This is a genomic window from Variovorax sp. V116, from assembly GCF_041154435.1.
Taxonomy (GTDB): Bacteria; Pseudomonadota; Gammaproteobacteria; order Burkholderiales; family Burkholderiaceae_C; genus Variovorax; species Variovorax paradoxus.
This window is the reverse complement of sequence record NZ_AP028661.1, coordinates 1702057-1725657: the sequence shown is the minus strand read 5'-3', so window position 1 is coordinate 1725657 and position 23601 is coordinate 1702057. Positions and strand designations below refer to the sequence as shown.

General features: G+C 68.7%; 21 protein-coding genes. 15 read left to right on the top strand and 6 right to left on the bottom strand.

The window, feature by feature from the left end; genetic code table 11:
- Positions 1 to 81 precede the first annotated feature (81 nt).
- From ACAM58_RS08060 to ACAM58_RS08045, 4 genes are all read right to left on the bottom strand, one after another.
- Complete coding sequence (locus ACAM58_RS08060) at positions 82 to 1164, bottom strand: TRAP transporter substrate-binding protein (protein ID WP_012746715.1); 1083 nt, start codon at positions 1162 to 1164, stop codon at positions 82 to 84.
- Between the two features lie 112 nt (positions 1165 to 1276).
- Positions 1277 to 3136, bottom strand: coding sequence for a 1-deoxy-D-xylulose-5-phosphate synthase (gene dxs, locus ACAM58_RS08055; protein WP_369664477.1), 1860 nt, complete (start codon positions 3134 to 3136; stop codon positions 1277 to 1279).
- Positions 3137 to 3174: 38 nt separating this feature from the next.
- Complete coding sequence (locus tag ACAM58_RS08050; RefSeq protein ID WP_012746713.1) at positions 3175 to 4092, bottom strand: polyprenyl synthetase family protein; 918 nt, start codon at positions 4090 to 4092, stop codon at positions 3175 to 3177.
- Positions 4089 to 4355 carry an exodeoxyribonuclease VII small subunit gene (locus tag ACAM58_RS08045; RefSeq protein ID WP_012746712.1) on the bottom strand — a complete coding sequence of 89 codons (267 nt, stop codon included), beginning with the start codon at positions 4353 to 4355 and terminating at the stop codon, positions 4089 to 4091. The genes ACAM58_RS08050 and ACAM58_RS08045 overlap by 4 nt, the downstream gene beginning before the upstream one ends.
- Before the next feature lie 212 nt (positions 4356 to 4567).
- Between ACAM58_RS08045 and ACAM58_RS08040 the strand changes: the two genes are divergently transcribed.
- The 8 genes from ACAM58_RS08040 to ACAM58_RS08005 all read left to right on the top strand — a co-directional run bounded on the left by ACAM58_RS08040 (position 4568) and on the right by ACAM58_RS08005 (position 12991).
- Positions 4568 to 5710, top strand: coding sequence for an aromatic ring-hydroxylating dioxygenase subunit alpha (locus ACAM58_RS08040; RefSeq protein ID WP_062362491.1), 1143 nt, complete (start codon positions 4568 to 4570; stop codon positions 5708 to 5710).
- A 22-nt stretch (positions 5711 to 5732) separates the two neighbouring features.
- Entirely contained in the window at positions 5733 to 6650 is a 918-nt protein-coding gene (locus ACAM58_RS08035; RefSeq protein WP_012746710.1) for a DMT family transporter, read from the top strand.
- Between the two features lie 38 nt (positions 6651 to 6688).
- Positions 6689 to 7597, top strand: coding sequence for a sulfurtransferase (locus tag ACAM58_RS08030; protein WP_062362494.1), 909 nt, complete (start codon positions 6689 to 6691; stop codon positions 7595 to 7597).
- On the top strand, positions 7594 to 8175 hold the full coding sequence (locus ACAM58_RS08025; protein ID WP_062362496.1) for a DUF2796 domain-containing protein: 582 nt from the start codon (positions 7594 to 7596) through the stop codon (positions 8173 to 8175). Before ACAM58_RS08030 ends, ACAM58_RS08025 begins: the two co-directional genes overlap by 4 nt.
- A 4-nt stretch (positions 8176 to 8179) precedes the next feature.
- Positions 8180 to 8929, top strand: coding sequence for an ABC transporter ATP-binding protein (locus ACAM58_RS08020; RefSeq protein ID WP_062362498.1), 750 nt, complete (start codon positions 8180 to 8182; stop codon positions 8927 to 8929).
- Position 8930: 1 nt separating this feature from the next.
- Positions 8931 to 10193, top strand: coding sequence for an ABC transporter permease (locus ACAM58_RS08015; protein WP_369664288.1), 1263 nt, complete (start codon positions 8931 to 8933; stop codon positions 10191 to 10193).
- Positions 10194 to 10196: 3 nt separating this feature from the next.
- Positions 10197 to 10838: a DUF3299 domain-containing protein gene (locus ACAM58_RS08010; RefSeq protein ID WP_278878085.1), complete on the top strand. Its 642-nt coding sequence runs from the start codon at positions 10197 to 10199 to the stop codon at positions 10836 to 10838.
- 152 nt (positions 10839 to 10990) lie between these two features.
- Entirely contained in the window at positions 10991 to 12991 is a 2001-nt protein-coding gene (locus tag ACAM58_RS08005; protein ID WP_369664287.1) for a DUF3300 domain-containing protein, read from the top strand.
- Positions 12992 to 13012: 21 nt separating this feature from the next.
- Here ACAM58_RS08005 and ACAM58_RS08000 read toward each other — a convergent pair whose 3' ends face one another.
- On the bottom strand, positions 13013 to 14281 hold the full coding sequence (locus ACAM58_RS08000) for a M20/M25/M40 family metallo-hydrolase (protein WP_369664286.1): 1269 nt from the start codon (positions 14279 to 14281) through the stop codon (positions 13013 to 13015).
- Between the two features lie 97 nt (positions 14282 to 14378).
- The gene (locus ACAM58_RS07995; RefSeq protein WP_062362503.1) at positions 14379 to 15113 is read right to left on the bottom strand and encodes a helix-turn-helix domain-containing protein; all 735 of its coding nucleotides are present in this window, start codon (positions 15111 to 15113) and stop codon (positions 14379 to 14381) included.
- 203 nt (positions 15114 to 15316) lie between these two features.
- On the opposite strand from ACAM58_RS07995, the gene ACAM58_RS07990 reads away from it, so the two are divergent.
- From ACAM58_RS07990 to ACAM58_RS07960, 7 genes are read left to right on the top strand one after another with little or no spacing between them, the layout of a single operon-like run.
- Entirely contained in the window at positions 15317 to 16477 is a 1161-nt protein-coding gene (locus tag ACAM58_RS07990) for an FAD-binding oxidoreductase (protein WP_062362505.1), read from the top strand.
- Between the two features lie 33 nt (positions 16478 to 16510).
- Entirely contained in the window at positions 16511 to 17962 is a 1452-nt protein-coding gene (locus ACAM58_RS07985; protein WP_062362506.1) for a M81 family metallopeptidase, read from the top strand.
- Positions 17963 to 17994: 32 nt separating this feature from the next.
- Complete coding sequence (locus ACAM58_RS07980; RefSeq protein ID WP_062362509.1) at positions 17995 to 19575, top strand: ABC transporter substrate-binding protein; 1581 nt, start codon at positions 17995 to 17997, stop codon at positions 19573 to 19575.
- A 21-nt stretch (positions 19576 to 19596) separates the two neighbouring features.
- Complete coding sequence (locus ACAM58_RS07975; protein ID WP_012746698.1) at positions 19597 to 20532, top strand: ABC transporter permease; 936 nt, start codon at positions 19597 to 19599, stop codon at positions 20530 to 20532.
- A gap of 26 nt (positions 20533 to 20558) precedes the next feature.
- Complete coding sequence (locus ACAM58_RS07970; RefSeq protein WP_062362512.1) at positions 20559 to 21458, top strand: ABC transporter permease; 900 nt, start codon at positions 20559 to 20561, stop codon at positions 21456 to 21458.
- Positions 21459 to 21466: 8 nt separating this feature from the next.
- Positions 21467 to 22495, top strand: a complete 1029-nt coding sequence (locus tag ACAM58_RS07965) for an ABC transporter ATP-binding protein (protein WP_369664285.1) — start codon at positions 21467 to 21469, stop codon at positions 22493 to 22495.
- Positions 22492 to 23490: an ABC transporter ATP-binding protein gene (locus ACAM58_RS07960; RefSeq protein ID WP_062362518.1), complete on the top strand. Its 999-nt coding sequence runs from the start codon at positions 22492 to 22494 to the stop codon at positions 23488 to 23490. Before ACAM58_RS07965 ends, ACAM58_RS07960 begins: the two co-directional genes overlap by 4 nt.
- Positions 23491 to 23601: the final 111 nt, after the last annotated feature.

The following is a 23601-nucleotide window of genomic DNA, read 5'->3' as shown; positions in this document are numbered from 1 at the left end:
CGGCGGCCGCGGGCCTTCCCCGAAGCCCCAAAAAAAAAGCCCCGCATCGCGGGGCTTTTTGCTGGCCGGAGTGAACCCGGATCAGAGCTTGAGCGTGGACATGAACGAGTCGAAGCGCGATTCCGCAAAACGGAACCAGAGCACCTGGTCGCGCTGGAAGCTGCGGAAGTCGGCGTAGATCTTCTTCCACTCGGGGCTCTTGGCGTCGTTCTCGGCATAGACCTCGAGCGAAGCCTTGTAGGCGGCGTCCATCATGGCTTGCGAGAACGGCAGCACCTTGGTCTTGGCGGCCACGAGCTGCTTGAGCGCGATGGGGTTCAGCGCGTCGTACTTGGCCAGCATGTCCGACGAGGCCACGGCCGCGGCGGCTTCCACGATGGCCTTGTTCTCGGCCGAGAGGCCGTCCATGGCCTTCTGGTTGATGAAGAAGTCCACTTCCGGACCGCCTTCCCACCAGCCGGGGTAGTAGTAGAACGGCGCGACCTTGTTGAAGCCGAGCTTCTGGTCGTCGTACGGTCCCACCCATTCGGCGGCATCGATGGTGCCCTTTTCGAGCGCCTGGTAGATCTCGCCGCCCGGCAGGCTTTGCGGCACGGCGCCCATCTTCTGCATGACCTCGCCGATCAGGCCGCCGCCCAGGCGCATCTTCATGCCCTTGAAATCCGCCACGGACTTGATTTCCTTGCGGAACCAGCCGCCCATCTGGCAGCCCGTGTTGCCGCCGGCGAAGCTCACCATGCTGTATTTGGCGTAGAACTCGTTCATGAGCTTGCGGCCGTTGCCGTGCATCATCCACGCGGTCATCTGGCGCGAGTTCAGGCCGAACGGAATGGCCGAACCCAGCGCGAACGCGGGGTTCTTGCCGTAGAAGTAGTAGGGCACGGTGTGGCACATCTCGACCGAACCGTTCTGCACGCCGTCCACCACGCCGAAGGGAGGCATCAGCTCGCCGCCGGCATGGACCGAGATTTCGAACTTGCCGCCCGACATGGCCTTGACTGCCTTGGCGAAGACTTCCGCGCCGCCGTAGATGGTGTCGAGCGACTTGGGAAAGCTCGACGCCAGGCGCCAGCGGACGGCCGCCTGCGCATGAACTGCGGGCGCAATGCCGGCGGCCAGAACGCCCGCAATGCCGGCGTTTTTAATGAGGGAACGACGATCCATTGAATTCACTCCGAGTGCATTGGAAAAAACGAAACGCGGCTTGTGGCCGCGTCGAGGACTTTTGTAAGTCCCGGATATTGTAAAAACGCACTTACACCCGCCCGGCGGGGGTTTACCCTGCGGCGGCCGCGCCGAAGCGCTGCGCAATCGAAGCGGCAATGCCGGGCGCATCGAGACCGATCGATGCGAGCAATTTGCCAGGGTCGCCATGCTCGATGAAGCGGTCGGGCAGGCCCAGCTGCAGCACCGGCCTTTGCACATGGGCCGCCTGCAGCGCCTCGAGCACCGCGCTGCCCGCGCCGCCCATGACGGCGCCCTCTTCGAGCGTGACGATGGCGTCATGCGTGCCCGCCACCTTCAGCAGCAGCTCGACGTCCAGCGGCTTGGCCCAGCGCATGTTGACCACCGTGGCATCGAGCGATTCGGCCGCCGTGAGCGCCGGGTACAGCAAAGTGCCGAAGGCCAGGATGGCGATGCGCTTGCCCTCGCGGCGCACTTCGCCCTTGCCGAACGGCAGCGCGTCGAGTGCGAGGTGCGGCACCACACCCGCACCGGCCCCGCGCGGATAGCGCACGGCCACCGGATGGTTCTGCTCGTAGGCGCTCGACAGGAGCTGCCGGCACTCGCGCTCGTCGGCCGGGCAGGCAATGCTCATGTTGGGAATGCAGCGCAGGAACGGGATGTCGTAGGCGCCCGCGTGCGTGGCGCCGTCGGCACCCACGAGGCCGGCGCGGTCGAGTGCGAACACCACCGGCAGGTTCTGGATCGCGACGTCGTGGATCAACTGGTCGTAGGCGCGCTGCAGGAAGGTCGAGTAGATCGCCACCACCGGCTTCAGGCCCTCGCAGGCCAGGCCCGCCGCAAAGGTGACGGCATGCTGCTCGGCAATGCCGACGTCGTAGTAGCGGTCCGGAAAGCGCTGCTCGAACTCGACCAGCCCCGAGCCTTCGCGCATGGCCGGCGTGATGCCCACCAGCCGGCCGTCGTGCGCGGCCATGTCGCAGAGCCATTGGCCGAAGACCTGCGTGAAGGTCTGCTTGGCCACCGCCGTGGACTTGACCAGCCCCACCTGCGGATCGAACTTGCCGGGCCCGTGGTAGGCCACCGGGTCGGCCTCGGCCAGCTTGTAGCCCTGGCCCTTCTTGGTGACCACGTGCAGGAACTGCGGGCCGTCCAGGTGCTTGAGGTTCTCGAGCGTGGGCACCAGCGAATCGAGGTCGTGGCCGTCGATGGGGCCGACGTAGTTGAAGCCGAACTGCTCGAACAGCGTGGCGGGCACCACCATGCCCTTGGCATGCTGTTCGAAGCGCTTGGCCAGTTCGAACAGCGGCGGCGCGGCGCGCAGCACGCTCTTGCCGACGTTCTTGGCCGCGGCGTAGAAGTTGCCGCTCATCAGCTGCGCGAGGTAGCGGTTGAGCGCGCCCACGGGCGGGCTGATCGACATGTCGTTGTCGTTCAGGATCACCAGCAGCTTGCAGTCGCACACGCCGGCGTTGTTGAGCGCCTCGAAGGCCATGCCGGCCGTGAGCGCGCCGTCGCCGATGATGGCCACGGAATGGCGGTCTTCGCCCTTCTGCTTGGCCGCCATCGCCATGCCGAGCGCGGCCGAGATGCTGGTCGACGAGTGCGCGGTGCCGAAGGTGTCGTATTCGCTCTCGCTCCTCTGCGGAAAGCCCGAGATGCCGCCGATCTGCCGCAGCGTGGGCATGCGCTCGCGCCGGCCCGTGAGGATCTTGTGCGGATAGGTCTGGTGGCCCACGTCCCACACCAGGCGGTCGTGCGGCGTGTTGAACACGTGGTGCAGCGCGACCGTGAGCTCGACCGTGCCAAGGTTCGAGCTCAGGTGGCCTCCGGTGCGCGAGACGTTGTCGAGCACGCAGGCGCGCACCTCGGCCGCCAGCTGCCTGAGCTGGGCGCGGTCGAACTGGCGGATCGGCGATGGATCGTGAAGCGTGGGAAGCAGCGCAGCCATGGGATCGTCGTGGGTCTTCTTGTCCATCTGTGAGTTGTTCATCGGTCGCGGTCGACGACCATGTGGGCCAGCGCGCGCAACGCCGCGGTGTCGGCCAGGCCGCTGCGGTCCAGCGCCGCGAGCGATTCGGCCAGCAGCTGCCTTGCCTGCGCACGCGCACCGTCCAGGCCCCACAGCGAAACATAGGTGGGCTTGTCGGCGGCCGCATCCTTGCCGGCGGTCTTGCCGAGGGTCTGCGAATCGGCCGTGACGTCGAGGATGTCGTCGACCACCTGGAACGCCAGGCCGATGGCGGCGCCATAGTCGCGCAGGGCAGAGAGCGCCGCGGGCGCCACGGCGCCGGCGCAGGCCGCGCCCATCTCGACGCTGCCCTGCAGCAGCGCGCCGGTCTTCAGGCGGTGCATCTCGCGCAGCTGCGCTTCGTCCAGCGCGAGGCCCACGCTGGCCAGGTCGATCGCCTGCCCGCCCGCCATGCCCTGGCTGCCCGCGGCGCGCGCGAGCAGACGGCACAGCGCGGCCTGGATCGATGCGGGAATCTCGTCGCCCTCGGGCGTGAGCAGCTCGAAGGCCAGGGCCTGCAGGGCGTCGCCGGCCAGCAGCGCATCGGCTTCGCCGAACTTCACGTGCACCGTGGGCTTGCCACGCCGCAGCACGTCGTTGTCCATGCTCGGCAGGTCATCGTGCACCAGCGAGTAGGCGTGGATCAGCTCGGTTGCGCAGGCCGCACGCAGCGCCGCAGCCGCATTGCCGCCGACCGCTTCGCTCGCGGCCAGCACCAGGAGCGGCCGCAGCCGCTTGCCGCCGTCGAGCACGGCATAGCGCATGGCATCGCCGAGCAGCACCGGCGCGTCGACGCCGACCCAGCGCGACAGCGCCGCCTCGACGCGCGCCAGGTGCGGGTCGCTCCAGCTGGCCAGGCGCGCGGCATCCCATTCCACCGCTTGAACCGCGCTCATTCGGCAGTCCAGGGCTTGAGGCTCCCGGCGTCGAGCACCTTGATCTGGTCTTCGACCGCCTGGAGCTTTTCGCGGCAGAAGGCGAGCAGCGCGGCGCCGCGCTGGTAGCTGCCGAGCAGCTGGTCGAGCGGCAATTGGCCCGACTCGAGTTCTGCAACCAATTGTTCCAACTCCTGGAGCCCGGCTTCGTAGCTGGCCGGCAGCGGCCCCGTGTCGGGCGTGGCGGCCGGGCTGGACGTGGCGGAAGAAGGGACCTTGGGCATGCGAGCGAACGAGTGTGAAACCGCGCATTTTAGGACGGGGAAGCAAACGGGCGCCGGCATGCGGCAAGCCAACGGCACTGCACTGCCCCCTTGGGTACAATCCGAGCTTCCCAAGCCGGCCGACCCGGCACAACTCTTCGGGCCGTCGCCCTCCAGACGGCGCCTTCCGTCTTTTCTTTTTTCTCCCTGTGGGGAGCTTGGTCAGGTCCTCCATGTCTGATTTAAGTCTTCAACTGCAGCAGGCCACGAGCCAACTTCCAGTTTCCGCGTACTTCGACGAGTCGCTCTATGCGCGCGAGATGCAAACGCTGTTCGCGCAGGGCCCGCGCTATGTGGGCCACCGCCTGGCCGTGCCCGAGCCCGGCAACTTCCACACCCTGCCGCAGGAGCACCAGGGCCGCGCGCTGGTGCACACGCCCAAGGGCGTGGAACTCATCTCCAACGTGTGCCGCCACCGCCAGGCGCTCATTCTCCAGGGCCGCGGCCAGCTCGACAGCCAGGCCGGCGGCAACATCGTCTGCCCGCTGCACCGCTGGACCTATGCGGCCAGCGATGCGCGCACCACCGGCACGCTGATCGGCGCGCCGCACTTCCAGCAGGACCCCTGCCTCAACCTGCACAACTACCCGCTCACCGAGTGGAACGGCCTGCTGTTCGAGCGCGGTCCCGATGGCGCAGGGCGCGACGTGGCGGCCGACATGGCCGAACTCGGCCCGCGCGCCGACCTCGACTTCACGGGCTACGCGCTCGACCGCGTCGAGCTGCACGAGTGCAACTACAACTGGAAGACCTTCATCGAGGTCTACCTGGAGGACTACCACGTCGGCCCGTTCCACCCGGGCCTGGGCAGCTTCGTCACCTGCGACGACCTGCGCTGGGAGTTCAACCGCAACTTCTCGGTGCAGACCGTGGGCGTGGCCAACCGGCTCGGCCGCGCGGGCAGCCCGATCTACCAGAAGTGGCAGGAGCAGCTGCTCCAGTACCGCGAAGGCAAGCCGCCCAAGTACGGCGCCATCTGGCTCACCTACTATCCGCACGTGATGATCGAGTGGTATCCGCATGTGCTCACGGTGTCGACGCTGCATCCGGTGAGCCCTACCAAGACGCTCAACATGGTGGAGTTCTTCTACCCCGAGGAGATCGTGGCCTTCGAGCGCGAATTCGTCGAGGCCCAGCAGGCCGCCTACATGGAAACCTGCGTGGAGGACGACGAGATCGCCGAGCGCATGGACGCCGGCCGCCGCGCGCTCATGCTGCGCGGCGACGACGAGAGCGGCCCCTACCAGAGCCCGATGGAAGACGGCATGCAGCAGTTCCACGAGTGGTACCGCAGCGCAATGCAGAACAACGCCTGAGCCGATAGTGCAAGCACTCTGGATGGTGCTGGGCGCCTTCTTGTTCGCCACCATGAGCGTGGTCGTCAAGGTGGCCTCGGCCTGGTTCAACAGCGGCGAGATGGTGCTCGGGCGCGGCCTGATCGGCATCGTGTTCCTGTGGCTGCTGGCGCGCAACCGCGGCGTCTCCATGGCCACCCGCTACCCCGGCATGCACGCCTGGCGCAGCACCATCGGCGTGGTGTCGCTGGGCGCGTGGTTCTATGCCATTGCCCACATGCCGCTGGCCACGGCCGTCACGCTCAACTACATGAGCAGCGTGTGGATCGCGGCCTTCCTGGTCGGCGGCGCGCTGCTGGCCTGGGTGCCGGTGCCCGGGCGCGACGGGCGCATCGAGCGGCCGCCGCTGCAGGGCACGCTCGCGCTGACCGTGCTCGCGGGCTTTGCCGGCGTGGTGCTGATGCTCAAGCCCACGGTCAGCGGCAGCGACGGCTTCGCAGGAATGCTGGGCCTGCTGTCGGGCCTCACGGCCGCCTTTGCCTACATGCAGGTGGTGGCGCTGTCGCGCATCGGCGAACCCGAGCTGCGCACGGTGTTCTATTTCGCGGTGGGCTCCGCGGTGGCGGGCGCCTTTGCCACGGCCGCCACGGGGTTTTCGGGCGGAAATTCCTGGACGTGGCAGCATGCGCTGTGGCTGCTGCCGATCGGCCTTCTGGCGGCCCTCGGGCAGCTGTGCATGACGCGCGCCTACGCCACGGCCAAGACGCAGGCCGGCACGCTGGTAGTGGCCAACCTGCAGTACTCCGGCATCATCTTTGCGGCGTTGTACAGCGTGGTGCTGTTCGACGACCGCATCGACGCCGCCGGCTGGACCGGCATGGCGCTCATCATCGTGAGCGGCATCGCGGCCACCGTGCTGCGCCAGCGCGCAGTGCCCAAGGCGCCGGCCGAAGAACACTGATCCGCATCGACCCTCATCGACAACGAAGGAACCCCGCCATGTACACCACCCTCCTCAGCGTCGAACAACTCCAGCAGCTGCAGGCCGGCGACGCGCCCCACATGGTCTTCGACTGCAGCTTCGATCTCATGAAGCCCGAAGCCGGCGCGCAGCAATATGCCGCCGCCCACATCCCGGGCGCGGTGTACGCGAACCTCGACACCGACCTGAGCGCCAAGCACGGCATGCCGGGCGCGCAGGGCGACGTGGTCATCGCGCAGGAAGACGGCGTGCCGGCCTCGGGCGGGCGCCATCCGCTGCCCAGCCGCGAGAAGTTCGCGGCCTGGCTGTCGAGCATCGGCTTTTCCAACGACATGCAGGCCGTGGTGTACGACCGCAACGGCGCCAACTACTGCGGCCGGCTCTGGTGGATGCTCAAGTGGATGGGCCACGACGCGGTGGCCGTGCTCGACGGCGGCCTGCAGGCCTGGCAGGCCGCGGGCGGCGAAGTCACGAACCGCGAGGAGCCCGCGCACTTCCAGTCGAACTTCGTGATGGGCGAGCCGCTGGTGAAGCTCGTGGCCACCGACGTGGTGGCGCGCCGGCTCGGCCAGCCTGACCAGAACCTGATCGACGCGCGTGCCGCCGCACGTTATCGCGGAGAGGTGGAACCTCTGGACCCGATTGCGGGTCACATCCCCGGGGCTGTGAACCGGCCCTTCGCCGAGAACCTCGGCCCCGACGGCAAGTTCAAGCCGGCATCGCAATTGCGCGCCGAGTTCGAAGCGCTGCTCGCGGGACGCGATCCGGCGACGGTCGTCCACCAATGCGGCAGCGGCGTGAGCGCTGTGCCCAACCTGCTCGCGATGCAGATCGCGGGCCTTGGGACGACGGCGCTCTATGCCGGCAGCTGGAGCGAGTGGAGCAACACGCCGGGGCTGCCGACCCGGCAAGGCGCAGAACCATGAGCAAGACCCGACTTCGACGACGCATTTCATCCGGCCTCGCATTGGCCGCGGCGCTGTTCGCAGCCCCCTTTCTTTCCGCCCAGGCGCAGCAGCAGCATGCGCATGTGCACGGCCAGCTCAAGCTCGATGTGGCGATCGACGGACCCACGGTGGTGATCGACATGGAATCGCCACTGGACAACATCGTCGGCTTCGAGCGCGCGCCCAAGACCGACGCCGAGAAGAAGACCGCCGAAGACGCTATCGCCCAGCTGCGCGCAGCCGACAAGCTGTTTGCCATCGACCCGGCCGCCAACTGCAAGCTCGGCCCGGTCGAGCTGCGCTCCAGCGCACTGGGCCTTGGCAACCCCGACCCGGCAGAGCCCGCGGGCCATGCCGACCTCGACGCGACCTTTTCGTTCAACTGCACCCATGGGGCCGCGGCAAAGTTCATCGATGTGAATCTGTTCTCCGCCTTCAAGGGCACGCGCCAGATCGATTCGCAGATTGCATCCGCCCAAGGCCAGTTCAAGCGCCAGCTCAAGCGCCCGGCCGGCGCACAGGCCGCCCAGCCCGTTCGCCTGAACCTGGGCAAGTGACACTGTGAGCACCGTCCCCCAGGGCGAGGCCGCGCCGCCGCTGCGCGTGGTGCTCGCCGCCGAAGGGTTGCGCTTCTCGTGGCCCGGCATGCCAAGGCCGTGCATCGATATCGAGGCCTTGCGCATCACCGCGGGCGAGGCCGTCTTCCTGCACGGGCCGAGCGGCTGCGGCAAGAGCACGCTGCTGTCGCTTCTGGCCGGCGTGCTGGTGGCGGACGAAGGCCGCGTCACGCTGCTGGGGCACGACTGGTCGCAGCTCTCGGGCGCCGCGCGCGACCGCTGCCGCGTTGCGCACGTCGGCTACATCTTCCAGCAGTTCAACCTGCTGCCCTACCTGAACGTGCTCGACAACGTGCTGCTGCCCTGCCGCTTCTCGCAGCGGCGAGAGGCGCAGGCCGCACGCGGCGGCAGCGCGCGCGAAGAGGCCGAGCACCTGCTCGATCAGATGGGACTCGACCGCAACCTCTGGAAGCGCCAGGCGATGCAGCTCTCCGTGGGCCAGCAGCAGCGCGTGGCCGCGGCGCGCGCGCTCATCGGCCAGCCCGAAGTGGTGATTGCCGACGAACCCACCTCGGCGCTCGACGAGGACCGGCGCGAAGCCTTCCTCGACGTGCTGCTGACGGCCTGCGCCGTGAACAACAGCGCGCTCGTGTTCGTGAGCCACGACCAGCGCATTGCGCAGCGCTTTGCGCGGCACGTGCTGCTGCCCGAGATCAACCGCGCGGCGCCCGCGGCCATGGCGGCGGACAGCTGAGATGAAGGCACTTTTTTCCATTGCCTGGCGCAGCGCCTGGAATCGGCGCTTCACGCTGGCGCTCACGGTGTTCTCGATCGCGCTGTCGACCTTCCTGCTGCTCGGCGTGGAGCGCATCCGCACCGAGCTGCGCGAGAACTTCGCATCGTCCGTCTCGGGCACCGACCTGATCGTGGGCGCGCGCACCGGCGCCACGCAATTGCTGCTGTACTCGGTGTTCCGCATCGGCGCGGCCACCAACAACATTTCCTGGAAGAGCGTGCAGGCCCTGGCCGCGCATCCGGGCGTCGACTGGGTGGTGCCGCTTTCGCTCGGCGACTCGCACCGCGGCTTCGCGGTGCTCGCAACCTCGCCCGAATACTTCGCGCGCTTTCGCTACGGCAACCGCCAGCCGCTCGCGCTGCGCGAGGGCAAGCCCTTCAGCGCGCTGTTCGATGCGGTGGTGGGCGCCGAGGTGGCCGACAAGCTCGGCTACCACGTCGGCCAGAGGATCACGCTCGCGCATGGCAGCGGCGAACTCAATGCGTCCGAGCATGCCGACAAGCCCTTCACCGTGGTGGGCGTGCTCGCGCGCACCGGCACGCCGGTCGACCGCACGGTGCACATCGGCCTCGAAGCGATGGAAGCGATCCACCTCGAATGGGTGGGCGGCGCGCCGATGCCGGGCGTGAAGATCCCGGCCGAGCAGGTGCGCAAGTTCGACCTCACGCCCAAGAACGTGACGGCCGCGCTCGTGGGCCTGAAGAACCGCTCGGCCGTGTTCGGCGTGCAGCGCTGGATCTCCACCTACACCGGCGAGCCGCTGATGGCCATCCTGCCCGGCGTGGCGCTCGACGAGCTGTGGAGCGTGATCGGCATCGGCGAGAACGCCCTGCTGCTGATGTCGGCGCTGGTGGCGCTGGTGAGCCTTGCGGGCCTGGTCTCGGTGGTGATGGCGGGGCTGAACGAAAGGCGGCGCGAGCTGGCCGTGCTGCGCGCCGTGGGTGCCGGCCTGCGCCATGTGCTGGCGCTGCTTGCGCTGGAGGGCGCCATGGTCACCGTGCTGGGCGTGGCCCTCGGCGTGGTGATGGCGGTGCTTGGCATTGCCCTGCTCGCGCCATGGCTGCAGGCGCAGTTCGGGCTGACATTGAGCCTTTCGCCACCTACACTGAATGAATGGCTGCTGATGGCGAGCCTGCTGGTCGCGGGCTGGCTGGCAAGCCTGCTGCCGGGCATCCGCGCCTATAGGCTCTCGTTGGCCGACGGCCTTTCCCCGAGGATTTGAACCATGCGCATCGCAAAGAAGAACTCCACGGTCAACGCCTTCACGCGGCTTTCGATGCTGCTGGCTGGCGCCGGCCTTGCCGCCGCCACATGGGCCGCCGACCCGGCACCCAAGGACACGACCGCATCGAACCCGCTCGGCGGCAAGGCCGCACCGCCTGCTGCCGCAGCCAAGGCTGCGCCGGGCCAGCCGCGCCAGATCACCTGGGAAGAGCTCGTGCCCAAGGACTGGGACCCGGCCAAGGAATTCAAGGGCATGGACCTGAGCGCGCTCAACGACGGCGACCCGCGCGCCAACGAGCTGCTCATGAAGATGCAGGAAGTGTCGAACAACGCACCGACCAACCCCTCCATGAACGGCGCGGACATCAAGATCCCGGGCTTCATCGTGCCGCTCGAGGAAGCCAAGGGCGAAGTGACCGAGTTCCTGCTCGTGCCCTACTTCGGCGCCTGCATCCACACGCCGCCGCCGCCGGCCAACCAGATCCTGCACGTGGTCACGCCCAAGGGCGCCAAGTTCCGCGCCATGGACACCGTGTGGGTCACCGGCAAGCTGCAGACGCTGCGCAACGATTCGATGATGGGCGTGAGCGGCTACCACGTGAACGCAACGAGCGTCAGCAAATACACAGGCGGCGCCAAGTAGAGCCTGGGGCTTGTGGTTCTGCGCCGACAGCGCAGGCGGCGCAACACCGACACAGACCGTTGCATCGACGATGCAGGCTGGCGTCGTCGCTACAGGTGGCGCGCCGTTGAAGAGTTTCGAAGGCGCGGCTTCTGCGCCCATAGGAACTCCAGATGACAACATCACTGCGCCGCACACCGCTCGCGCGGCTCCTGACGATCTCGCTGTGCATCGGCGCAATCGGCATCGCCGGCTGCAACAAGACCGACAGCACGCCTTCGGCCCCGGCACCTGCGCCCGCGCCTCCGGCAGCTGCCGCGCCGGCACCCGCGCCAGCCGCCCCCGCTCCCGCGGCCTACACGCCGCCCTCCGCCGAGCAGCTCTACCAGCTGGTCGCGCCCATCGCGCTGTACCCCGACAAGCTGGTGGCGCAGGTGCTGGCCGGCGCCACCTATCCCGACCAGATCACGGCCGCGCACGGCTGGCTCGCGCAGAACGCGTCCCTCAAGGGCGGCCCGCTCGCGGACGCGGCCAATCAGCAGCCCTGGGACCCGAGCGTGAAATCGCTCACCGCGTTCCGCCCGGTGCTGGACCAGATGGCCGGCAACATCGCGTGGACCGAAGCGCTCGGACAGGCCTACTACAACGATCCCGCCGACGTGATGAACGCGATCCAGGTCATGCGCCAGCGCGCATCGGCAGCGGGCCGGCTCAAGAACAACGACAAGCTGCGCGTGGCCAGCGCCGCCACACCGCGCAACTACGCACCGGCGCCTGACGTGCAGCCCGTCTATGCGGGCCCCGCCGTCGTCGAGCCGCCGCCGCAGTTCATCACCATCGAGCCTGCGCAGCCCGACGTGGTCTACGTGCCGAGCTACGACCCGCAGCGCATCTACGGCGAACCCGTGCCCGTGTATCCCGGCTATGCGTACACCCCGCCCGTCGAGGTTGCGCCCGGCTACAGCCGCGGCCAGATGGCGGCGGCCGGCGCGTTCACCTTCGGGCTCGGCGTGGTGGTGGGCGCCGCGCTCGAGCGGCACGACTGGGGCTGGCGCTCGTGGGACGTGAACTGGGGCGCGCCGCGCTACCGGGATCGCGACCGCGCGGTGCCGCCGGCCTATGCGCGGCCCGCCGTGGTCTACAACAACAGCACCTACATCTCGCGCTCGACGACCGTGGTCAACAACGTGCGCAATGTCTACAACAACAACGCGCCGCGCGGCCTGCCGCCGGGCGCGCCCCCGCCCAATTTCGCGGCCGCGCCGGGTCTGCCCCCGCCACAGAACGCCCAGTTCGCGCAACAGCAGCAACAGCAGCAACAGCAGCAACAGCAGCAACAACAGCAACGGGAGCAGCAGGCACGGCAGCAGCAAGCCTTCATGCGCCAGCAGCAGGAGCAGCAGCAAGCCGCACAACAAGCACAGCAGCTGCAGGCCCGCCAGCGCCAGCAGGAGCAGCAGGAGCGGCAGGCACGCCTTCAGCAGCACCCGCAGCAAGACCCATTGCAGCGCCAGCAAGCGCAACAGGCGCAGCAACAGGCGCAGCAACAAGCACAGCGACAGGCGCGGCAACAGGCACGACAACAGGAGCGGCTGGCGCGGCAGCAGGCGCACAACACGCCCCCGCAAGCGCCGCAGGCCTTGCTTCAACAACAGCAGCAGCAGCAGGACCTCGCGCGGCGGCAGCAGGCGGCCCAGCAGCAACAGCAACAGCAACAGGCGCGCGCGGCCAGCCAGGCCCAGCAGCAGCAGGCCATGCAGGAGCGCCAGCAACAAAGGCAATCGGCGCAGCAGGAGCAATCACGGCGCCAGCAGATGCAGCAACAGCAAGCCCAGCAGCAGGCCCGCGTGCTCCAGCAGCAGCAAGCGCAACAGCAGCAGATGCAGCGGCAGCAGGCGCAGCAGCAGGCCCGGCAACAGCAGCATCAAGAGCAACTGCAGCGGCAGCAGCAAGAAGCGCAAGCAGCGCGCCAGCAGCAACAGCGGCAGCAGGCGATCCAACAACAGCAGCAACAGCAGCAGCAACGCCAACAGCAACAGGCTCAACAGCAAGCGCAGCAGGCACAGCAAATCCGCCAGCAGCAGCAACAGGCCCAGCAGCACGCGGCCGCCGCCGCAGCGGCCCATCGGCGCCCGCCCGGCCGCCCCGGCGAACCGCCCAAGGACCAGCCCTGAAGGCGGCGGCCGCGAGGCCGGTTACTGCTTGCCGATTTCCGTCAGCAACCGGGTGACGAGATAAAGGCGCGGCACGATCGAGTCGACCTCGATGTATTCGTCGCGTGCGTGATAGCCGAAGCCCGCGAGGCCGAAGCTCTCGACCACGGTGGCCTTGCCGGAGCGGCCCGCATAGCCCGCATCGGTGCCGCCGCCGGTCATGGGCGTGAGCGCGAGCTCGCGGTCGATCTCCTTGTAGATGGCCTGGGCCTTCTCGCCCAGCGCGCGGCCCTTCTCGCCCGCCACGAAAGCCGGGCGGCCCACTTCCACCTTGAGCGTGGTCTCGGTGTCGGGCACCAGCTTGCCGCTCGCGAGCTTCGCCTGCAGCGCGGCTTCGAGCTTCTTCTCGGCGCCGGGCTGCGTGATGCGGATGTCGCCGAGCGCCTGCGCCTTCTCGGTGATCTGGTTGATCGGGCCGGTGGCGCGCGCCACGGTCCAGTTGAGTGCCACGCCGGGGATGTCCTTGGCCACGTCGCGGGTCTGCAGCAGCTGGTACGACAGCTCGTACAGCGCGTTGCGGCCCAGCTCGGGTGCGGCGCCCGCATGCGATGCGCGGCCCTTCACGTCGAGCGTGGCCTGCGCGATGCCGGCCGCGCCCAGCAGCAGCGATTCGCCCTTGGTCACCGACTTGGCGGCGGTGGGCTCGAAGGACAGCACCGTGTCGTGCTGGTCGGCCATGGTTGCGATGAGCTCGCCCGAGCCCACCGAGCCCACTTCCTCGTCGGGGTTCATGAGCACCGTGAGCGTGTCGTAGTCGCGCCAGCCCGCATCGGCCAGGATCTTCAGCGAAGCCATCATGACCGCGAGCCCGCCCTTGTCGTCCGCGATGCCCGGCCCGTAGATGCGGTTGCCGTCGACCTTGTAGGGCTGGCTGTTCAGGATGCCGGCGGCGTACACCGTGTCCATGTGGCCCTGCAGCATGATCCTGCGCTTGCCCGTGCCCTTGAGGGTGCCGATGACGATGTCGGCGCCCGCGCCCGCCGTGGCCTTGCGCCGCTCCGTCTTGAAGCCCGCGGCCTTCAGGCGCGCTTCCACCACGTCGGCCATCTTGAGCAGGCCGTCGACGTTGAGGCTGCCCGATTCGATCAGCACCATTTCCTTGAGGTTGTCGATCACCGCGGGCTGCGCCTTTTCGGCGGCGGCGAGCAGCTTGGCATCGGGCGCGGCGTGCACGGCGGCGGCGGCGCCAAGGGCGAGGCTGCAGGCCAGCGACACGGACCGCAGGGCAAGGAAGGACGAGGGCAGGTTCATGATGGTTTCTTGTCGGAGTGATTGGCGGGCGCCAGCATAGCGACCCTCGCCAGCATTCGCGCGCAAATCGGCGACAGCAGGACGGCGCGGCGAAGCGTCAGGCCCCGCGGCCTCGCGTGGCTTTCTTCGTGGCGGCTGCGGGCTTGGATCTGGGCGGCACCTTCCCCACCGGCCCGGAAGCAGGCGCCTCGCGCGCCGACCGCATGTGCCCGCTCTCCGCCGTGGTCATGCCCACGATCTTCGCGAGCTGCCGGCTCACGCTCACATAGGCATGGCCGAGCCGGCTGTCGAAATACAGCGAGTCGCCGCGCGCAAGCTGCACCACTTCGCCGTTCTCGAAGTGCACCTCGATCTCGCCCGACAGCACATAGGCGAATTCCTCGCCCGCATGCCGCACGAAGTCTTCCGGCCCATGGATGCGCCGCGCATGCACCGTGCCCACGATGGGGCTCATCTGCTTGCCGGCCGCCGTGGTGCCGAGGAATTCGTAGGCGATCGAGAGGCCCCGGTACACCACGCCCTTGCCGGCGCGCGTGACGACCGGCCCGTCGAGCTGCGCGGGCTTGACGCCGGCGCCCGCGAACATGGCGTTCATGTCCATCTCGAGCGCGCGGCCGAGTGCGGTGAAGTTCTCGTAGCCCAGCGCGAGCTGGCCGCGCTCGGCGCGCGAGATGGTGGTGATCGACACGCCCGAGCGCTCGGCCAGCTGCGCCAGCGTCCAGCCGAAGCGCTTGCGCGCGGCGCGCAGCCGATGGCCGAAAGTGGTGCGGTCCAGCGTGGGCGCCTCGTCCTTCGGCCTTGTTCCCGGCTTGGTCCCTGTGTGTGGATTCACGCTTGGCTTTCTCTTGTGGTGCAGCGCAATTCTGCCAGCCCGGCGCCGCGCCATCCATGACAGCCCGCACGGCGCAGGCCTGGAATTTGCGTATGCGCAAATTGCGTTGACGCAAATTTCACCGATGCGGTGCACCATGGTTTCCCCTTGGTGCCTCCTATTTTATTTGCGTATCCGCAAATTTCTACCTACACTTTTCGCCGATGACTGCAAACTCCAAAGCGCCCACGGTGGCCGACTACCTTGTGATTGGCGGCGGCATTGCCGGGGCTTCGGTGGCCCACTGGCTCGCCCCGCATGCCCGCGTTATCCTGCTCGAACGCGAAGCCCAGCCGGGCTACCACTCCACCGGCCGCTCGGCCGCGCTCTTCATGGAAAGCTACGGCACCGCGCAGGTGCGCGCCCTCACCATGGCGAGCCGCGCCTTTCTCGAGCATCCGCCCGAAGGCTTTTCCGAGCACCCGCTGCTCACGCCGCGCGGCGCGATGATGGTCGCGAGCACCGAGCACCTGGCCGAGCTCGAGGCCCACTGGAACGTGCTGCGCGCCATGAACACCGGCGCCACGCGGCTTGGCAGCGAAGAAGCGCTGGCAATGGTGCCTGCGCTCAGGCCCGGGCAGGTGGCCGGCGCCGTCTACGAACCCGACGCCGCCGACATGGACGTGCACGCCATCCACCAGGGCTACCTGCGCGGCATGCGGCAGGCCGGCGGCAAGCTGGTGTGCGATGCCGGCGTGACGGCCATCGAACGCATCGGCGAGCGCTGGCGCGTGACGGCTGGCGGCAATGTCTACGAAGCACCGGTGCTGCTCAACGCCGCGGGCGCCTGGGTCGACACCATCGCGCGGATGGCCGGTGTGAAGCCCATCGGCATCGAGCCGCGCCGGCGCTCGGCCTTCGTCTTCGCGCCGCCCGAAGGCAGCAGCGTCGCGCACTGGCCCATGGTGTTCGGCGCCGACGAAGGCTGGTACATCAAGCCCGATGCCGGCATGCTGCTCGGCTCGCCGGCCAATGCCGACCTGGTCGAGCCGCAGGACGTGCAGCCCGAGGAGCTGGACATCGCCTTCGCGATCCACCGCATCGAGGAAGCGACCACGCTCGCCATCCGCCGGCCCGCGCGCACCTGGGCCGGCCTGCGCTCCTTCGTGGCCGACGGCGACCTGGTGGGCGGCTTCGATCCGGACGCGCCGGGCTTCTTCTGGGTTGCGGCGCAGGGCGGCTACGGCATCCAGACCTCGGCGGCCATGGGCGAGGCCTGCGCCGCGCTGGCGCGCGGACTGCCGCTGCCCGAACGCATCGCGGGCTTCGGCCTCACGGCCGAGATGCTCGGGCCGCAGCGGCTGCGCACGGCCGCAGCCGGCTGACAAGAACACTCCCACCACCACAGAGACAAACCCATGCGTGTCTTCAGCGCCTCCCTGGCCACCGAAACCAACACCTTCGGCCCGATGCCGACCGGCCTCGCCTCCTTCAAGGACCGCGGCTACTTCCCGGCCGGCCGGCATCCGGACGCGATGACGCTGTTCTCGGGCCCGCTGTGGGCCGCACGCATGCGCGGCGCCGACCGCGGCTGGGAGCTGTTCGAGGGCATGGTGGCCGGCGCGCAGCCCAGCGGCACCACCACGCGCCACGCCTACGAAACGCTGCGCGACGAGTTGCTGGCCGACCTGCGTGCGGTGCTGCCGGTCGACATGGTGCTGCTCGGCCTGCACGGCGCGATGGTGGCCGACGGCTACGACGACTGCGAAGGCGACCTGCTGGCGCGTGTGCGGCAGATCGTCGGGCCGGGCGTGGTGATCGGCGCCGAGCTCGATCCGCACAACCATCTCACGCCGCAGATGGTAGCCAACGCCGACCTGATGATCTCGTTCAAGGAATATCCGCACACCGACGTGCTCGAACGCGGCCTGGAGCTGGTGGACATCTGCGCCGCGATGGCCGAAGGCAAGGTGAAGCCGGTGGCCGCGGTGGTCGACTGCGACATGATCGTCACGGTGCACACCTCGCGCGAGCCGGCGCGCGGCTTCGTCGAGCGCATGCAGTCGCTCGAGGGCAAGGACGGCGTGCTGTCGATCTCGCTCACGCATGGCTTCTCGTGGGGCGACGTGCCCGAGATGGGCACCAAGGTGCTGGTCTACACCGACGGCGACCAGGCCAAGGCCGATGCGCTGGCCCGCCAGCTGGCCGACGAAGTCATCGCCATGCGCGAGGGCCTCGCGATCGACTACCCGGGCATCGACGCCTCGCTCGACCAGGCGCTGGCCTTCGACGGCGGCCCGGTGGTGCTGTCCGACGGCGCCGACAACCCCGGCGGCGGCGCGGCCAGCGACTCCACCTTCATCCTGCGCCGCATGGTCGAGCGCGGCATCACCAACGCGGCCATTGGCCCGATGTGGGATCCGATCGCGGTGCGCATTGCCTTCGATGCAGGCGTGGGCGCCAAGCTCGCGATGCGCATCGGCGGCAAGATCAGCCCGCTGTCGGGCGACCCGATCGACCTCGACTGCACCGTGAAGGCGCTCAAGCACGACCTGGTGATGACGGGCCTCGCGGGCACGCCCACGCTCATGGGCGACAGCGCGCTGGTCGAGGCCAACGGCATCGAGATCGTGCTGATCACGCTGCGCAACCAGGCCATGGGCACCGACCTGTTCACGCAGCTGGGCTGCGACCTTGCGGCCAAGAAGATCATCGTCGTGAAGTCGTCGCAGCACTTCTATGCCTCGTACTCGAAAGTCGCGAAGCACGTGATCTACGCCGGCGCTCCCGGTGCAGTGACGCTCGACCTCAACACCCTGCCCTACCGCAAGGCGCGCCTGCCCAAGTGGCCCATCGGCGTCGCCGCCTGACCTTTTCTTTCGCCCCCAACGGAGAACCGACGATGAAACGACGAACGCTTGCCGCCCTTGCCACCCTGGCGCTTTCCGCCGCGTGCCTGCCGGCCCTCGCCCAGACGCCGGCGCCCAAGACGCTCAAGGTGGTGGCGCATGCCGACCTGAAGATCCTCGACCCGACCTTCACCACCGCCTACATCTCGCGCAACTTCGGCTACATGGTCTACGACACGCTGTTCGCGCAGGATGCAAACGGCAAGCCGCAGCCGCAGATGGCCGAGAAGTACACCAGCTCCAAGGACGGCAAGCAGTGGAGCTTCACGCTGCGCCCGGGCCTGAAGTTCTCCGACGGCGCCGCCGTGACCTCGGCCGATGCCATTGCCTCGCTGCAGCGCTGGGCCGCGCGCGACAGCATCGGCCGCGCCATGGTGGCGGGCGGCGCCGAGTGGAAGGCGGTGGATGCGCGCACCTTCACGCTCACGCTCGCCGAGCCCTTCGGCCTGGTGCTCGAGGGCCTGGCCAAGCCCTCGAGCTTTCCGCCCGTGATCCTGCCCGAGCGGCTCGCGAAGATGCCCGCCACGGCGCCGCTGCCCGAGGTGATCGGCTCCGGCCCCTTCATCTTCAAGCGCGACGAATGGGTGCCGGGCAACAAGACCGTCTTCGTGCGCAACCCCAACTACCTGCCGCGCAGCGAACCGCCGAGCGGCCTGGCCGGCAGCAAGAAGACCAGCTTCGACCGCGTGGAATGGCTCTACCTGCCCGACGCCAACAGCGCCATCGCGGCGCTCAAGCGCGGCGAGGTCGACCTGGTGGAGCAGGTGCCACCCGACTACATCGCGCCGCTGCGCACCGACCCCGGCGTGAAGATCGGCTCGGGCGGCACCTACCAGGGCTTCCTGGTCATGAACCACCTGCTGCCGCCCTTCAACAACCCGAAGATCCGCCAGGCGCTGCTGCAGGCCGTGAGCCAGGAGCGCATCGTCGCGGCCATGGGCTATCCGCTGGACATGCGCATGGCCTACTGCCCGACCTTCTTCATCTGCGGCAGCCCCAACGAAACCCCCGCGGGCGCCGAGCCCTACCGCAAGGCCGACGTGGCCAAGGCCAAGAAGCTGCTCGCGGACGCGGGCTACAAGGGCGAGAAGGTCACCATCCTGGTGCCGAGCGACGTCACCTACCTCAATGCCGAGGCGCTGATGGCCGCACAGACCATGCGCAGCATCGGCATGAACGTCGATGCGCAGACCATGGACTGGGCCTCCATCGGCGCGCGCCGCGCCAAGCGCGACGCGCCGGAAGCGGGCGGCTGGAACATGTACGTCACCGTGGCCGGCGAGTTCGACGTCAACTCCCCCATCACCAACGCCTACCTGAGCGCGGCCTGCGGCAACACGCTGCCCGGCTGGCCCTGCGACAAGACGCTCGATGACCTGCGCAACGCCTGGCTGAAGGAAACCGTGCCGGCCAAGCGGCGCGAGATCCTCGACGCCTTCCAGGCCCGTGCCTATGAAACGGTGCCCTACATCAACGCAGGCCAGTACACGGCCGCGTTTGCCGCCCGCGCCAGCCTCAAGGGCACCGACAAGCTCTGGGCCGGCATGCCGACGGTCTGGATGCTCGACAAGTAAGCGGCACCACACGGCAGCACCATGGGCTACATCCTCAGGCGATTTCTCTCGACGCTGCCGGTGATGGCAGTGGTGGCGGTGGTGGTGTTCCTGCTGATCCACCTGTCGCCGGGCGACCCGGCGGCGCTGATCGCGGGCGACCTGGCCTCCGTCGAAGATATCGAGAAGCTGCGCGCCGCGCTGGGACTGAACCTGCCGCTGTGGCAGCAGTTCGCGATCTGGCTCGGCAAGCTCTTCACGGGCGACCTCGGCACCTCGATCTTCACGCAGGTGCCGGTGGCGCAGCTGCTCGCGCAGCGGCTGGAGCCCACGGTGTCGATCGCGGTGCTGACCATGGCGCTCACGCTGGTGCTGGCGGTGCCGCTGGGCACGCTCGCGGCCTACCGCGCGGGCAGCTGGATCGACCGGCTCGTGATGCTGTTCGCGGTGCTCGCGTTCTCGGTGCCGGTGTTCCTGGTGGGCTACCTGCTGATCTACGCTTTTGCGATCCAGCTGCCGTGGTTTCCGGTGCAAGGCTACGTGCGCTTTTCCGACAGCCCTGGGCAGTGGCTGCGCGGCCTGGTGCTGCCCTGCGTGAACCTCGCGCTGGTGTACATCGCGCTCGTCACACGCATGACGCGCGCCACCGTGCTCGAGGTGCTGCATGAAGACTACATCCGCACCGCGCGCGCCAAGGGCCTGGGCGTGCTGCCGGTGCTGGGCCATGCGCTGCGCAACGCGGCCATTCCCATCGCCACCACGGTGGGCGTGGGCATCGCCCTGTTGATCGGCGGCGTGGTGGTGACGGAGACGGTGTTCGCCATTCCGGGCGTGGGCCGCCTCGTGATCGATTCGGTGCAGCGCCACGACTACCCGGTGATCCAGAGCGTGCTGCTGCTGTCGGCCGGCGTGTACGTGCTGATCAACCTGCTGATCGACCTGAGCTACCGCTTGTTCGATCCGCGCATCACGTACTAGATGTCCTCATGTCCACCGTACTTCCGATGAGTGAACTTCCACCACCCGTTGCCACCGCCGCGCCCGTGGCCATGGCCGACGAAGCGCCCTTCGTGCCGCCGCGCTGGCGCTGGGTGCGCAAGCATCCGACGCTGATCGTCGGCGGGCTGCTGCTGGTGGCAGTGGCCGCCGTCTCCATCGGCGCGCCCTGGATCGCCACCTTCGATCCGCAGGACATCGATCCGCTCGCGCGCATGCAGCCGCCCTCGGCCGAGCACCTGTTCGGCACCGATGCGCTCGGCCGCGACGTGTTCAGCCGCGCCGTGTGGGGCGGGCAGGTGTCGATGATCGTCGGCGCCTCGGTTGCGCTGCTCGCCACCTTCTTCGGCGTATTGATCGGCCTTTTCGCGGGCTTCGTGCGCTGGGCCGACGGGCCGGTGATGCGCGTGATGGACGGGCTCATGGCCATTCCCGGCATCCTGCTGGCCATTGCGCTCATGGCGGTGACGCGCGCCAGCCTCACGACGGTGATCGTCGCCATCACGGTGCCGGAGATCCCGCGCGTGGTGCGGCTGGTGCGCTCGCTCGCGCTCACCCTGCGCGAGCAGCTGTATGTCGAGGCCGCGCATGCGGTCGGTACGCGCTTGCCGGTGATCCTGCTGCGCCACGTGCTGCCCAACATGGTGGCGCCCTTGATCGTGCAGTCGACCTTCGTGGCCGCCGCCGCGGTGCTGACCGAAGCGGCGCTTTCCTTCCTTGGCGTGGGCGTGCCGGCGCAGACGCCGAGCTGGGGCAACATGATGGCCGAGGGCCGCAACTTCGTGGCGGTGGCGTTCCACATCATCCTGTACCCGGGCCTGCTGCTGGCGGCCACGGTGCTGGCAATCAACCTGCTGGGCGACGGCCTGCGCGATGCGCTCGACCCGCGCCTGGCGCGGCAGCTGTGAGGCCCGCCATGGCACCCATGTCCCATCTTGCGCTCGCGCCCGGCGAGCCCCTGCTCGAAGTCGACAACCTGCGCACCCATTTCCATACGATGGCCGGCGTGGTGCGCTCGGTCGACGGCGTTTCATACACCGTGCGCGCGGGCCGCACGCTCGGCGTGGTCGGCGAGTCGGGCTGCGGCAAGAGCGTGACCGCGCTCTCGATCCTGCGGCTGGTGCCCACGCCGCCCGGCCGCCACATGGGCGCGGTGCGCCTGCGCGGCACCGACCTGATGCGGCTCAGCGAACGCGAGATGCGGCAGATCCGCGGCAACCGCATCTCGATGATCTTCCAGGAGCCGATGACCTCGCTGAACCCGGTGCTCACCGTGGGCCGGCAGATCGCCGAGACGGTGCAGCTGCACCAGAAGGCCAGCCGCGCCGACGCGCTGCAGCGCGCGGTGGAAATGCTGCGCGTGGTGCAGATCCCCGAGCCCGAGCGGCGCGTGAAGGAGTATCCGCACCAGCTCTCTGGCGGCATGCGCCAGCGCGTGATGATCGCGCTGGCCCTGGCCTGCAACCCCGAGGTGCTGATTGCCGACGAGCCCACCACCGCGCTCGACGTGACGATCCAGGCGCAGATCCTCGACCTCATCAAGCGGCTGCAGAAGGAACTGGGCATGGGCGTGGTGATGATCACGCACGACCTCGGCGTGGTGGCCGAGAGCTGCGACCGCGTGGTCGTGATGTATGCCGGCAAGAAGGTCGAAGAGGCCGACGTAGTCGACCTGTTCGACCGGCCGCTGCACCCCTACACGCGCGCGCTGATGGCCTCGATGCCGTCGATGAACACCGCGAGCACGCGGCTGGCCGAGATCCCGGGGCTGGTGCCGGCCGCGCACGTACTGGGCCGCGGCTGCGCCTTTGCGGCGCGCTGCAGCCAGGCGCGCGAGCGCTGCCGCGCGGAGACGCCGCACCTCACACTGCAGGGCGGCGACCACGTGGTGGCCTGCTTCGCCGTCGAAGAACAATGGGCCGATGCCGCCGAGGTGAGCGCATGACGACGACAACCACAGCCCCGCTGCTCCAGGTGCGCAACCTGCGCAAGCACTACCTCTCGCCCAAGCGCTGGCTGCGGCCGGCCAGGCCCGCGATCCAGGCGGTCGACGGCGTCTCGTTCTCGGTGGCGCGCGGCGAAACGCTGTCGCTGGTCGGCGAATCGGGCTGCGGCAAGACGACCACCGCCAAGTCGGTGATGCGGCTGGTGGAGCCGACCTCGGGCTCGGTGGAGCTCGAAGGCGAGGAATTGCTGACGCTCTCCGCCAACGAGATGCGGCTGCGCCGGCGCCAGCTGCAGATCATCTTCCAGGACCCGTATGCCTCGCTCAATCCGCGCCTCACGGCCGGCGACATCGTGGCCGAGCCGATGCGCAACTTCAGCAGCTTCGGCACGGGCACGGCGGCCGAGCGGCGCGAACGCGTGCAGTGGCTGTTCTCGCGCGTGGGCCTCAGGCCCGAGGCGGCGAAGAAGTTTCCGCACGAGTTCTCGGGCGGCCAGCGGCAGCGTCTGGGCATTGCGCGCGCGCTGGCGCTCAACCCCAAGCTGATCGTCTGCGACGAGCCGGTGTCCGCGCTCGACGTGTCGGTGCAGGCGCAGGTGGTGAACCTGCTGATGGACCTGCAGGCCGAGTTCGGCATCGCCTACCTGTTCGTCGCGCACGATCTCGCGGTGGTGCGCCACATCAGCCACCGCGTGGCCGTGATGTACCTCGGCCACATCGTCGAGATCGCGGACCGGAACACGCTGTTTTCCGCGCCGCGGCATCCCTACACCGAGATCCTTCTTTCGGCCGTGCCCGTGCCCAATCCGCGCACACCGGCGTGCCGCATGCTGCTGCAGGGCGACCCGCCGAGTCCCGCCAACCCGCCGTCGGGCTGCCGCTTCCACACGCGCTGCCCGATGGCACAGGCGGTGTGCAAGGAACAGGTGCCCGAGTTGACGGAACGACCCTCGTCTTCCAATGGCGGGCATTGGGTGGCTTGCCACTTTCGCTGAGGTGGAGGTGTGGATGCCGCTTGTTCAGGGCGTTGCTCCCGCCGACGGGGTACCTTGCTCCGCGAATGTCCTCCGGCCTGCGGCCTCCCCCTTGATTTCGCTGCGCAAGGC